The sequence below is a fragment of the Amycolatopsis sp. lyj-84 genome (genome assembly GCF_046549075.1).
GTDB lineage: Bacteria > Actinomycetota > Actinomycetes > Mycobacteriales > Pseudonocardiaceae > Amycolatopsis.
The window spans coordinates 262952-277434 of sequence record NZ_JAJPWO010000002.1; the positions used below are offsets into that span (position 1 = coordinate 262952).

Annotated in this window: 2 protein-coding genes; both read right to left on the reverse strand. The window is 72.3% G+C overall.

Annotated elements, in window-relative coordinates:
• Positions 1-28: 28 nt before the first annotated feature.
• On the reverse strand, positions 29-4387 hold the full coding sequence (locus ACLJRM_RS06380; protein ID WP_410662555.1) for a type I polyketide synthase: 4359 nt from the start codon (positions 4385-4387) through the stop codon (positions 29-31).
• A 270-nt stretch (positions 4388-4657) separates the two neighbouring features.
• Positions 4658-14482 (reverse strand): SDR family NAD(P)-dependent oxidoreductase, encoded by a 9825-nt coding sequence (locus ACLJRM_RS06385; RefSeq protein ID WP_410662556.1) that lies wholly within the window; start codon positions 14480-14482, stop codon positions 4658-4660.
• Position 14483: the final 1 nt, after the last annotated feature.

Consider the following 14483-nt stretch of genomic DNA (forward strand, 5'->3'; position numbering starts at 1 on the left):
CATCGGTCGAGGTCGCGTGCACTCGGGCTCAAGCACCGAGTTGCTGGTCAATGAAGGCGAAGAGTTCGTCGTCCGAAGACGGCGTGAAGCCGGGCCCGTCCAGGCGCTCGGCGAGTTTCCGAAGCCGTTCGCCCGCCCTGGCGTGCTCGTCGCCGCCGGGATCGAGGCGGCCCAGCGCGGCTTCCAGCCCGTCGAGCAGGTCGTCGACGTCTGCGGTGTCAGCACTGTCCGCGCCGTCCGCCGCGGCGAGTTCCTGCCAGAGGTAGGCGGCGAGGGACTGCGGGGTCGGATGGTCGAAGACGAGCGTCGCGGGCACGGCGAGGCCGGTCGCGGCGTCGAGCCGGTTGCGCAGTTCGACCGCGGTGAGCGAGTCGAACCCGAGTTCGGTGAACGCCCGGTCCGGCCCGATCGCCGACGTGTCCGGATGGCCGAGCACGCGGGCCACGGTCTCGCGGGCGACCTTCAGCAGCAGCCGTCGCTGTTCGGGCTCGATCAGCCCGGCCAGCCGGGACCGCAGATCCGCCACCGGCGCTTCGGCCGCCGCGGTTTCCGGCCGGGGAAGTTCGGCGAGCATCGGAGCGGTACGGAAGTCCTCGAAGAACGACGGCCAGTCGAAGTCCGCGACGGTGACGCAGGTGTCGTCCGCGGCGATCGCCCGGACGAACTCCTCCGCCGCGACCTCCGGCGTCATCGGGCGCAAACCCTTGCGACGGACGGTTTCGTCGACATCCTCGGCCATCCCGCCCTCGGCCCACGGGCCCCAAGCGATCGACAGCGCCTTGACGCCCTCGGCCCGCCACTGGGCCGCGAGCGCGTCGAGTTCCGCGTTCGCGGCGGCGTAAGCGGCCTGGCCCCCGTTGCCGAGCACCCCGGCGACCGAGGAGAACAGCACCAGCGCGTCGAGGTCTTCCGTGATTTCGCGCAGGTTCCGCGCGCCGGTCACCTTGGGCCGGGCGACGGCTTCGAACCGGTCCGGGGTCGCGTCGTCGAGCAGAGCGTCGTCGAGGACACCGGCGGTGTGCACGACCACGCGCAGGTCCTCCAGGCCGGTGACCACTGTGGACAGTGCGTCGCGGTCGGCGGCGTCGCAGGCGTGGATGTCGACGCGGGCGCCGAGACCTTCCAGCCGTTCGCGCAGTTCCGCCGCGCCCGGCGCGTCTCCACCACGGCGCGAAAGGAGCACGACGTGATCCGTCCCGGCGCGGATCAGCCGTTCGGCCACGAGCGCGCCCAGCGCCCCGGTACCGCCGGTGACCAGCGCGGTGCCGGAAGTCGTCCATTCCTTGGCCGGCACCGGAGCGGCGGGGACGAACCGGCGGGCGAAGATCCCGTCTTCCCGGATGGCGACCTCGTCTTCCGGACCGCCGAGCACTTCGCGCAGCCGGGCTACCACGCCGTCGTCCGGCTGATCGGGCAGCGTCACGGAGCCGCCCCAGCGGCGGGGCTGTTCGATCGCCGCCACCCTCGCGACGGCGGCGACGCCGGGATCGCCGGTGGCGCACCAGACCTTCGCCGGGGTGTCCCGCAGGAGCGCGGCGAGCGCAGCGCCGTCCTCCGGGAAGGCGAGGACCGGCCCGGTGTCGGGCACTTCCGTGACCAGGGGCGCATCGAGCGCCTTCGCGGCGGCTTCGGCCCAAGCGCTGGATTCGGGGGCATAGACGGTCCACGCTTCCGACGTCGCCACCGGTTCGATCGGGCGCCACACGACCTCGTAACGCCGGGCCGGTGGCGTGCTCCGGTCGGCGGCGGCGAGCCAGAAGCGGTCCCGCCGGAAGGGATACGTCGGCAAGTCGACACGGGCGCCGCCGCCGAGGATCCCGGCCCAGTCGAGCCGGACCCCGGCGGTGAACAACCTCGCTCGCGCCAGGTCGGCGGCGGCCGCCTCGTCGCGGTCTTTCCGTTGCGTGGCGATGAAAGTGCCGTCGCTGACGCAGTCCGCGCCGAGCGCGGTCAGCGAAGCGTCCGGGCCGATCTCGACGAAACGCCGGACGCCGCGCGCGTGCAGGGTCGCGATGCCCTCGGCGAAACGGACGGGCTCGCGCACCTGCCGTACCCAGTACTCCGGGTCGCGAACGTCCCCGGAGGCGAGCGGGATCCGGGGTTCGGCATACGTCACGCTCTCGGCGACCTCGCGGAAGTCGTCGAGCATCCCGTCCATCATCGCGGAGTGGAAGGCGTGACTGACCGAAAGCCGTTTGGTGCGGCGGCCCGGGAAGGCTTCGAGCAGGGCGGTGACGGCGGCTTCCTCGCCGGAGAGCACGACGGACGACGGACCGTTGATCGCGGCGATGCTGACGCCGCCGGGCAGGTCCAGTTCCGCTTCGGTGGCCTGCAGCGCGACCATCACCCCGCCGGAAGGCTGGGCCTGCATCAACCGGCCGCGGGCGGCGACCAGCCGGGCGGCGTCGTCGAGCGACCACACGCCGGCGAGGTACGCGGCGGTGAGCTCACCGATCGAATGTCCGAGCAGGAAGTCGGGTTCGACGCCCCAGGACCGCACCAGCTCGGCCATCGCGACCTCGAAGGCGAACAACGCGGGCTGCGCCACGTCGGTCCGGTCGATCCTCGTCTGGTCTTCGCAGGACAGGATTTCGGCGAGTTCGAAGCCGGTGTGCGCGTCGAGCCGTTCCGCGACGCGGGCGAAAGCCTCACCGAAGACGGGGAACGCCGAGGAAAGCGCGGTGCCCATTGCGAGCCGCTGCGCGCCTTGCCCGGTGCACAGGAACACCAGTTTGCCGCTGCCCGCGCGGCCGGTGACGACGCCGGGCGCGGACTCGCCGCGGGCCAAGGCGCCGAGTCCGGCGAGGAGTTCTTCTTCATCGGCGCCGGTGACGACCGCGCGGTACGGCAGCGCGGCCCTTCCGGTGGCCAGCGACCAAGCGAGGTCGGCGGGGTGTCCCCCGGTCTGGCGCAGCCGGTCCGCCAGCTCGGGCAGCGTGGCCTCGGACCGCGCGGACAGCACCCACGGGACCCGGGCTCGCGGGAGGTACTCGACCGCGGGCGCCGGTTCCGGGGCCTGGCGGAGGATGACGTGCGAATTGGTGCCGCTGATCCCGAACGACGACACGGCGGCCGCGCGCGGGCGGCCGGTCTCGGGCCAGGGCCGGTGCTCGGTGAGGAGTTCGACCGCACCGGAATTCCAGGCGACGTGCGGGGACGGCGCGTCGGCGTGCAGCGTGCGCGGCAGTTCGCCGCGGCGCAGCGCCTCGACAATCTTGATGATCCCGGCGACCCCGGCCGCGGCCTGCGTGTGACCGAGGTTCGACTTGACCGAACCGAGGTACAGCGGGACCTCACGGTCGCGGCCGTAGGTGGCGAGCAGGGTGTCGGCCTCGATCGGGTCGCCGAGTTTCGTGCCCGTGCCGTGCGCTTCGACGACGTCGATGTCCGAAGTGGACAGACCGGCGCCTGCCAGCGCGGCGCGGATCACGCGTTGCTGCGATGGGCCGTTCGGCGCGGTGAGGCCGTTGGACGCGCCATCGGAGTTGACCGCGGAGCCTTGGACGACGGCGAGCACCCGGTGGCCGTTCCGGACTGCGTCGGACAGCTTCTCCAGCACCAGAACCCCGGCGCCCTCGCCCCAGCCGGTGCCGTCGGCGCCCGCGCCGAACGACTTGCAGCGGCCGTCCGGGGCGAGCCCGCGCTGACGGGAGAATTCGACGAAGGTGTCCGGGACGGCCATCACGGTCGCGCCACCGGCCAGGGCGAGCGAGCACTCCCCCGCCCGCAGCGCCTGCGCGGCGAGGTGCACGGCCACCAGCGACGACGAGCAGGCCGTGTCGACCGAAACGGCCGGGCCTTCGAAGCCGAAGGTGTACGCGACACGACCGGAAAGCACGCTGCCCGCCGTGCCGGTACCGAGGAAGCCTTCGACGCCCTCGGGCAACTCGGTGACGCCGGTTCCGTAGTCGTGGTACATGATCCCGGCGAACACACCGGTCGCGCTGCCCTTCAGCGCCGAGGCGTCGAGCCCGGCGCGCTCGATCGCTTCCCAGCTGATCTGGAGCAGGAGCCGCTGCTGCGGATCCATCGCGAGCGCTTCACGCGGCGAGATACCGAAGAACTCGGGGTCGAATTCGCCGGCCTCGTGGAGGAATCCCCCTTCCCGCGCGTAGGACGTGCCGGGATGGTCGGGATCGGGGTGGAACAGCTCGGCGAGGTTCCAGCCGCGATCGGCGGGGAACTCCGAGACCGCGTCGCGGCCGTCGGCCACCAGCTCCCACAGCGCTTCGGGCGAATCGGCCCCACCGGGGTAGCGGCATCCCATGCCGATGATCGCGACCGGTTCCCGCGCCGCTTCGGCGAGTTCGCGGTTGCGCGCGGCCAGCCTGCTGTTCTCCTTGACCGATTCCCGCAGCGCGGTCACCAGCTCTTCGGGTGTCGCCATCAGATTCTCCGGACCGGACGAGACGGGCGCAGCTCGGGCATGGCCTCATCCTGGGCGCGAGCACCGCTCCCCCCGCGCGCTGTTCGCCACCCCGGCCCCATTCCCCGGTAACCGAAGACCCACTCCAGTACGTGAAGGCCCCCTTCACTGCGCTAGACGCAACGAAGGGGGCCTTCACGTACTGGGTGCGGCGGGGGCTGAAGGACGCTTTCCCCGCATCTCACGTGGGGAAAGCGCCCTTCACCGCGTCCGATGCGGGGAAAGGCCCCTTCAGCTCTGGCCGGACGAGGTCATCGCGCGGCTGATCAGGTCCCCCACGTCCAGGTCGTCGATGGCCTCGGCCGACACCGCGGGCGTGTCCGCAGGCAGTTCTTCGGCCAGTTGCACCAACGCCTCCAGCACGCCCAGCTCACGGAGCCTGTCGAGCGACGCGCCCGCCAGGGCCCGGCGCAGACGTGCCTCGTCCGGCACCGCGACTTCGGGGAACAGCAGGGTGCCGAGGTGGGCCGCGAGCGCCGCCGGGGTCGGGTGGTCGAACACCACCGTCGCCCCCAGCGGACGGCCTGCCGCGGCCGCGAGGCGGTTGCGCAGCTCGACCGACGTCAGCGAGTCGAACCCGAGGTCGGTGAACGCGTGCTCCGGATCCACCTCGCCCGCCGTGGCGAAGCCGAGTACCTGCGCGGTCTGCGTCCGGACCAGGTCTTCCAGCGCGTCCGGCGTCAGCGGACCGGCGTCAGCGACCGGGGAGGCCGTCCGCCGCACCGGGAGCCGGACGAGTCCGGTGAGCAGCGCGGGCAGCACTCCCGCCCGGGCCTGGTCGCGCAGCCCGGCCAGGTCGAGTTTGACGGGGACGGCCACCGGACCGGGAGCGAGATCGAACAGGACCGCGCCCTCCTCCGGGCTCAGAGCGCCGAAGCCGTCGCGCCGCATCCTGTCGATCAGCGCCTCGTCGAGAACGCCGCCCATCCCCTCCGCGGCCCACATCCCGTAGGCGAGCGACCGCGCGGGCAGGCCGTCGGCGTGCCGCTGCTCGGCCAGCGCGTCCAGGTAGGCGTTGGCCGCGGCGTAGTTGCCCTGTCCCGGCCCGCCGAGCACGCCGGACACCGACGAGACGAGCACGAACTCGGTCAGCGGCCGGTCGATAGTCAGTTCGTGCAGGTGACGGGCACCGTCGGCCTTCGGGCCGAGCACGCGGTCCAGGCGTTCGGGGGTCAGCGCGGTGACGACACCGTCGTCGAGCACGCCGGCCGCGTGCACGATCCCCGACAGGCCGGGGATTCCGTCGAGCAGGACGGCCACGGCGTCACGATCGGCGACGTCGCACGCTTCGACGCGCACCTCGGCTCCCAGTTCGCCCAGCCGGTCGGCCAGTTCTCGAGCGCCGGGGGCGGCGAGGCCACGACGACTGGTGAGGACGAGACGTTCGACGCCGTGCCCGGTGACGAGCCGTTCGGCGAGTTTGGCCCCGACGCCTCCGGTGCCGCCGGTGATCAGCACCGTGCCCGCGGACTCCCAGTCCGGTTTGGGGCCGGGCTCGGCCCGGACCAGACGCGGTACCTCGGCCCGGCCGTCGCGCACCCGGACCCGGGGTTCCCCGGTCGCGAGTGCGATGTCCACATCGGACACTTCGCCGTCGAGGATGACGAACCTGCCGGGGTTTTCCGCCTGAGCGGATCGCACCAGCCCGGCGGCGGCCGCGTCGTCGAGCCCGGGTCCGGTGACCACGACCAGCCGTGAGCCGGAGAACCGGGGTTCGGCAAGGAAGCTTTGCAGGGCGGCGAGGACGGCGTGGATTCCCTCCGGGGGAACCGGCAGGACGACCACCGGTGGAACCGGTTCGGTCACCTCGTCCCACCGCGCCCACGGCACCGGCGTGGTCACCGATGCCTCGGCCGCGATGTGCTCGACGCGGAACAGCGACCGGTCTTCACCCGCCCGCAGTTGCTCACCGGTGACCGCGCGGACGACCAGCGAGCCGACCGACAGCACCGGCGCTCCGGCGAGATCGGTCAGGTCGACGGCGACCTCACCGGGCCCGATGAACCGCAGCCGCGCACGGACCGTCGTGGCGCCCGTCGCGTACAGGCTGACGTCGCTCCAGCTGAACGGCAGCGCGCCCGATTCCTCGCCCTCGCCGAGGAACATGCCGTGCAGGGCGGCGTCGAACAGTGCGGGGTGGATACCGAAGCGGGCCGCGTCCTCCTGCGCCTCCTCCGGCAGGGAGATCTCGGCGTAGCGATCCTCACCGTGCCGCCAGGCCGCCCGCAAGCCCTGGAACAGCGGGCCGTAGGCGAACCCGCGGTCTGCGAGGTCGTCATAGAAGGAGCCGAGGTCGATCGGCTCGAGACCGTCCGGCCACGCGAATCCCTTGGCGGGTGGTTCCGCCTCCGCCAGCAGGCCGAGCGCGTTGAGTTCCCACTCCTCGCCGGGAATCCGCGAGTGCACGGTCACCGCCGCCGCACCGCTGACCGCGACCTGCAGTTCGATCGGCCCGCTCTCGGGAATCACGACGGGCGCGTGCAGGGTCAGTTCCACCAGGCGCGGCCGCCCGGCCTCGTCACCCGCCCGGACGGCGAGTTCGGCGAGCGCCGCCCCTGGCAGCAGGACGGTGTCGTGCACGGTGTGCCCGGCGAGCCAGGGGTGCGTCGCGAGCGAAAGCCGTCCGGTGAGGACCGTGCCGTCGCCCTCCGCGAGCGAGAGCCCGGCGGCGAGCAGCGGATGTCCCGGTGAGTCCAGCCCGGCCGAGGTGAGGTCCGCGACGGGCGCGGGTTCGAGCCAGAAATGCTTGCGCTGGAAGGGATAGGTCGGCAGATCAAGGGCACGCGCGCCGGGCAGGACGCCGTCCCAGTCGACACGGACACCCTGGACGTGCAGCGTGGCGAGTGCGGTCGTCGCCGTGACGGCCTCGTCCCGGCCCTTGCGGAGCAACGGAATCCCGTCGGTGAGCGCCGAGAGCACCGCGTCGGGGCCGACTTCGAGGAACTTCGTGACCCCGTCGGCGCGGAGTGTCTCGACAGCCTCGGCGAAGCGCACGGTCTCGCGCACGTGCGACACCCAGTACTCCGGGTCGGTCACGGGCGACACGAGCGGGATACGCGGCTCCGAGAACGTCAGCTCCCGCACCACCTCGGCGAAGTCGTCCAGCATCGGTTCCATCAGCACCGAATGGAACGCGTGCGAAACGTCCAGCCGCTTGGTCTTCCGGCCGCTGAACCGGGCCGCGAAAGCGAGCGTCGGCTCCTCCGCACCCGAAAGCACCAAGGAAGTCGGGCCGTTCACCGCGGCCAGCGAAACACCGTCCGGCAGTTCCCCGAGTTCGTCCTCGGCCGCTTGCACGGCCACCATCACCCCGCCCTCGGGCAGGGCCTGCATCAACCTGCCGCGCGCCGTGACGAGCTTCGCCGCGTCCTCCAGCGAGAACACCCCGGCGACATGAGCCGCCGCGATCTCACCGATCGAATGCCCCGCCAGGTAGTCGGGCCGCACCCCCCACGACTCCACCAGGCGGAACAAAGCCACTTCCAGCGCGAAGATCGCGGGCTGCGCGAACTCCGTCCTCGAGAGGTCGCCGAACTCCGGCAACAGTGCGCACACCTCGTCGTAAGCCGCCGCGAACACCGGGAACGCCGCGTACAGCTCGGTTCCCATGCCGGGACGTTGCGAACCCTGGCCGGTGAACAGGAAGGCGAGCTTGCCCTGTTTGACCTTGCCGGTGATGCCGCCACCTTCGGCGATGGCTTCGAGCCCGGCACGCAAACCGTCCGCGTCCGCCCCGACGACCGCGGCCCGGCGTTCGTGCGCGGTCCGCGTCGTGGCCAGCGAATAAGCGACGTCAAGCGGGTCTGCGGAGTCCACAAGGGACAGCAAGGCTTGCGCTCGCTCGGCCAGAGCCTGGTCGGTTTTCGCCGAAAGCACCCACGGCACGACACCGTGCGAGGCGGGCTCGGCGGGCTTCTCGGCCGGGACCTGTTCCAGGACGACGTGCGCGTTGGTCCCGCTGATCCCGAAGGACGACACCCCGGCGCGCCGGGGCCTGCCGGTTCCGGGCCACTCGCGCGGCTCGGTGAGCAGTTCCACCGCCCCGGCGTCCCAGTCGACCTCGGCCGACAGCTCCGCCGCGTGCAGGCTGCGCGGCAGCACACCCCGCCGCATCGCCTCGACCATCTTGATGATCCCGGCGACCCCGGCCGCGGCCTGCGTGTGGCCGAGGTTCGACTTGACCGAACCGAACCACAGCGGCTCGTCCCGTTCGGCGCCGTAGGTCGCGATGAGCGCCTGTGCCTCGATGGGGTCGCCCAGCCTCGTACCGGTGCCGTGTGCCTCGACCGCGTCGATGTCCGAAGTGGACAGACCGGCGTCGGCGAGCGCCGCGCGGATCACGCGTTGCTGCGAAGGACCGTTCGGCGCGGTGAGGCCGTTGGACGCGCCGTCCTGGTTGACCGCGGAACCGCGGACCACGGCCAGGACCGGATGCCCGTTGCGGCGGGCGTCCGAAAGCCGCTCCAGCACGAGGACGCCGGCGCCTTCCGACCAGCCGGTGCCGTCGGCGTCCTGCGAGAAGGACTTGCAGCGGCCGTCCGGGGAAAGTCCGCGCTGGCGGGAGAAGTCGAGGAACGTCTCCGGCGTCGCCATCACGGTGACCCCGCCGGCGAGCGCCATGTCGCACTCTCCCGCCCGCAGCGACCGGGCGGCCAGGTGCAGGGCGACCAGCGACGACGAACACGCCGTGTCGACCGACACCGCCGGGCCCTCAAGCCCGAGGGTGTAGGCGATCCGCCCGGACAGCACGCTGGCCGAGGTGCCGGTCCCGAGGAACCCGGCGACACTGTCGGGGACGCTGGCCAGTTTCGCGGCGTAGTCGTAGTACATGATCCCGGCGAACACACCGGTGGCGCTGCCCTTCAGTGAGGCCGGGTCGAGCCGGGCGCGTTCGAAGGCTTCCCAGCTGATCTCGAGCAGGAGACGCTGCTGCGGGTCCATCGCGAGGGCTTCGCGGGGCGCGATCCCGAAGAACTCGGGGTCGAATTCGCCCGCGTCGTGCAGGAATCCGCCGTGCCGCGTGTAGGTCTTGCCGGGCAGACCGGGTTCGGGATCGTAGATGCCGTCGACGTCCCAGCCGCGGCGGCCGGGGAACGGCGAGATCGCGTCGGTCCCCGCGGCCACGAGGTCCCAGAGATCCTCGGGCGACCGGACGCCGCCGGGGTAACGGCAGCTCATCGCGACGATCGCGATCGGCTCGTCGGCGGCGCCACGCCGGGTCACCACCGGGCGGACCGGTTCCGGGGCGCCGAGCAGTTCGGTGCCGAGGAACGCGGCCACCGCGGCCGGGCTCGGGTGGTCGAAGACGAGGGTCGCGGGCAGCCGCAGACCGGTCTCGGAGGTGAGCTCGTTGCGCAGTTCGACGGCGGTCAGGGAGTCGAAACCCAGTTCGGTGAACGGTCGCGACGCCTCCACCGTGTCCGCGCCCGCCCTGCCGAGGACGGCCGCGACGCGGGCCCGCACCAGGTCCACCAGCAAGGCTTCGCGGTCGCCCTCGGGCAGCCCGGCGAGCCGTCCGGCCAGTCCGGTGTCGGTGCGGCGGGCGGCTTCGCGGCGAGTGCGGACGCGGACCAGCCCGCGCAGCAGGGGCGGTACCCCGGCGTTCCGCACGGTCGCGAGGTCGAGCCGCACCGGGACGAGGACGGCGCCGCCGTCGGCCACCGCGGCGTCGAACAGCGCGAGGCCCTCTTCCGGTTCGAGGGCGCCGAAGCCGTCCCGGCCGATCCGGTCCCGGTCGGTGCCGCTCAGCGCGGCACCCATGCCGTCCCGCCACAGGCCCCAGGCGAGCGATTGAGCGGGCTTCCCGTCGGCCCGGCGCTGCCTTGCGAGCGCGTCCAGGGCGGCGTTCGCGGCCGAGTAGGCCGCCTGTCCCGGCGAGCCGAACACCCCGGCGATCGACGAGAACAGCACGAAGAAGTCGAGGTCGCCGGCGAGTTCGTCGAGGACGTGCGCGGCGGTGGCCTTCGCCCGGAACACCGCGGCGACCCGCTCGGGAGTGAGCGAAGTGAGGACGCCGTCGTCGAGGACCCCCGCCGCGTGGACGATCCCGGTGACCGGTGGTTCGGCCCGGTCCAGCAGGTCGCGCACCTGATCGCGATCGGCGACGTCGCAGGCCTCGATCCGGGCCCCGAGTTCCTCGGCGAGTTCTTTCGCGCCGGGCGCCGTCTCACCACGACGGCTGACCAGCAGCAGATGCCGGACGCCGTGTTCGGCGACCAGATGCCGGGCGAGACGGGCGCCGAGCCCGCCGGTGCCGCCGGTGACCAGGACCGTGCCGGAGGTGTCCAATGTGGACTCACCGGTGCCGGCCCTGGCGAGACGTGGCGCGGACAGGATGCCGTCGAGCGCGTGCACTTCGGGTTCGCCGGTGGCGAGCGCGGCGTCGATGTCCGCGCGGGTACCGCGGACCAGGACGATCCGACCCGGATGCTCGGCCTGCGCGGTCCGGACCAGGCCTTCGACAGCGCCTTCGCGCCCGGTCAGCACCACGAGCGGGCCGGGCTCGTCCGTGGCCAGGAAGTCCTGCAGCGCGGAGAGAGTGGCGTCGAGCGAATCGGCTTCCAGGACCCCTGCGGGCGTGACGTCCGAAGAACCAGCGGGAAGCGGGACGTCTTCGAGACGATAGAGGCCGTCCTGCACCGAACTGGGGGCCGTCACGGCGCGGACGTTCAGCCCGCCGATCGTGGCGACCGGCGCGCCGGTGCCGTCGGCGAGGTCGAACTCGAACGAGCCGTCGGCACCCGGCCGCGCGTGCACGCGCAGTTCGGTCGCGCCCCGCGCGTGCAGCACGACGTCGCGCCAGGCGAACGGCACCGCTCCCCGGTCTTCGCCGAGGACCGCGGTGGCCTGGAGCGCGGCGTCCAGCAGCGCCGGATGCAGGCCGAACTTCGCCGCCTGATCGGGATCCGGCAGGGCGACCTCGGCGAAGACCTCGCCGCCGCGACGCCAGACCTTGCGCAGGCCGCGGAACATCGGCCCGTAGGCCAGCCCGGCGGCGGCGAGCCGGTCGTAAGCGTCATCGAGGTCCACGGACTCGACGTTCTCCGGCGGCCAAGCCAGGTCCACAGTGGACACCGGAGGCGTGCCGAGGAAGCCGGTGGCGTGGGTGGTCCACGGATGCTCAGGCAACCGCGAGTGGATCGACACCGGGCGGCGGCCGTGCTGGTCGGCGGCGCCCGCGACGACCTGGACCTCCGGCGTGGCACCGGGTTCGAGGACGAGCGGTTCTTGCAGGATCAACTCTTCCACGCCCGCGCAGCCCGCTTCGTCACCCGCGCGGACGGCGAGTTCGGCGAACGCGGTGCCGGGCACGAGCACACGGCCCGCGACGACGTGATCGGCCAGCCACGGATGCCGGTCGAGCGAAAGGCGCCCGGTGAGCAGGACCCCGTCGTCGGTGGCCACGGACACCGCCGCGCCGAGGAGCGGATGGTCGGCGGCGGCGAGCCCGGCCGCCGTTACGTCGGCGTCGCTTTCCTGGCCGAGCCAGAAGTACTCGTGCTGGAAGGCGTAGGTCGGCAGTTCGGTGAACCGCCCGCTGCCGTCGAGGTAGGCGGACCAGTCGACGGCGACACCGCGCGTGTGCAGGGTGCCGAGCGCGGTGACCAGCTGCCGGGGTTCGTCGTGACCACGGCGCAGTGCGGGAACCCCGCCGTCGACCAGTGCGCTGAGCACCGCGTCCGGCCCGAGTTCGAGGAACTTCGTGACCCCGGTGGCCGTCAAGCTCTGGACCGCGTCGGAGAACCGCACGGTCTCGCGGACATGGGCGACCCAGTAGGCCGGGTCGGTCACGGGCGACATCATCGCGATACGCGGCTCCGAGAACGTCAGCTCCCGCACCACCGCGGCGAAGTCGTCCAGCATCGGTTCCATCAGCACCGAATGGAACGCGTGCGACACCTCCAGCCGCTTGGTCTTGCGGTCCGTGAACCGGGCGGCGAAGGCCAGCGTCGGTTCCTCGGCGCCGGACAGCACCACCGACGACGGACCGTTCACCGCGGCCAGCGAAACACTGTCGGGCAACTCCCCGAGTTCGTCCTCGGACGCCTGCACCGCGACCATGACGCCGCCCTCGGGAAGGGCCTGCATCAACCGGCCGCGCGCGACGACGAGTTTCGCCGCGTCTTCCAGCGACAGCACGCCCGCCACGTGGGCCGCGGCGATCTCACCGATCGAATGCCCCGCCAGGAAATCGGGCCGCACCCCCCACGACTCCACCAACCGGAACAACGCCACTTCCAGCGCGAAGATCGCGGGCTGCGCGAATTCCGTCCGGCCCAGATCCCCGAGCTCCGGCAGCAACGCGCGCACTTCGTCGTACGCGGCCGCGAACACCGGGAACGCCGCGTACAGCTCGGTTCCCATGCCGGGGCGCTGCGAACCCTGACCGGTGAACAGGAAGGCCAGTCCGCCTTCGGTGACCTTGCCGGTGACACCGCCGCCACCGGCCACTTCGGACAGACCCGCCGAGAGGGTCTCCCAGTCCGTGCCCGTGACGACGGCCCGGTACGGCAGCGCCGCCCGGGTGGTCAGCGTGTAAGCGACGTCGATCGGCTCCGCCGTTCCCGCGGCCGACAGCAGGCGAGAAGCCTGGGCGGCCAGCGCCGATTCGGTCGCCGCGGAAAGCAGCAGCGGCACGACCGCGGGCGCGTCCCGCACGGCGGCGGTTTCCGTCGCGGGAGCCTGCTCCAGCACGACGTGCGCGTTGGTGCCGCTGATACCGAACGACGACACCGCCGCCGACCGGGGGTGGCCGGTCTCGGGCCACGGTGTGCTTTCGGTCAGCAGCGAGACCGGTCCGGCGGACCAGTCGACCTCGCGACTGGGCGTGCCGACGTTCAGGGTCGGCGGCAGGACGCCGTGCCGCATCGCCTCGACCATCTTGATGATCCCGGCGACCCCGGCCGCGGCCTGCGCGTGGCCGAAGTTCGACTTGACCGAGCCCAGGAACAGCGGGCGATCGCGGTCGCGGCCGTAGGTGGCCATCAGCGCCTCGGCCTCGATCGGGTCGCCCAGTCTGGTCCCGGTGCCGTGCGCCTCGATCGCGTCGATGTCCGAAGTGGACAGTCGAGCGTCGGCCAGCGCGGCGCGGATCACGCGTTGCTGCGACGGGCCGTTCGGCGCGGTGAGCCCGTTGGACGCGCCGTCGGAGTTCACCGCGGAACCCCGTACTACGGCGAGGATCCGATGACCGTTGCGCTGGGCATCGGAGAGCTTCTCCAGTACGAGCATTCCGACGCCTTCGGCCCAGGCGGTGCCGTCGGCGTCGTCGGAGAACGACTTGCAGCGCCCGTCCGGGGCCAGGCCGCGCTGACGGGCGAAGTCGACGAAGATCCCCGGCGAGGCCATCAGGTTGACGCCGCCGGCCAGCGCCAGGGTGCACTCCCCCGCGCGCAGGCCGCGCACCGCGGCATGCACCGCGACCAGGGACGACGAGCACGCCGTGTCGATCGACACCGCCGGGCCCTCCAGGCCGAGCTGGTAGGCGATCCGTCCGGAGTGGACACTGCAGGTGGTGCCGGTGAGCAGGTAGCCGTCCACCGTGTCACCCGGATTGTGAAGCCGTGGCCCGTATTCCTGCGCGGAAACACCGACGTAGACCCCGGTGGGGCTGCCGCGCAGCGCGGCCGGGTCGAGACCGGACCGTTCGACGGCCTCCCAGCCGACCTCCAGCAGCAACCGCTGCTGAGGTTCCATCGCCAGCGCCTCGCGCGGTGAGATCCCGAAGAACTCGGCGTCGAATCCGGCGGCGCCGGGCAGGAAACCGCCGGTGCGCACATAGGTGGTGCCGCGGTGGTCGGGGTCGTCGTCGAACAGGCCGGAGGTGTCCCAGCCGCGGTCGGCCGGGAACTCGCCGATGCCCTCGCGGCCGGAATCGACCAGGTCCCACAGCGCGGCGGGCGTGTCGGCCCCGCCGGGGAACCGGCAGGCCATGCCGACGATCGCGACCGGCTCGTGCCGTCCGTCCTCGGCGTCGCGCAGCCGTTCGCGGGTCCGGTGCAGATCCCCGGTCACTCGCTTGAGCAGGTCGAGAAGCTTCTCTTGGTCCGCCATCACA

What these genes read in the sequence shown, in the direction of transcription:
- ACLJRM_RS06380 (WP_410662555.1), bottom strand. Translation starts at nt 4,387, where the DNA reads ATGGCGACACCCGAAGAGCTGGTGACCGCGCTGCGGGAATCGGTCAAG.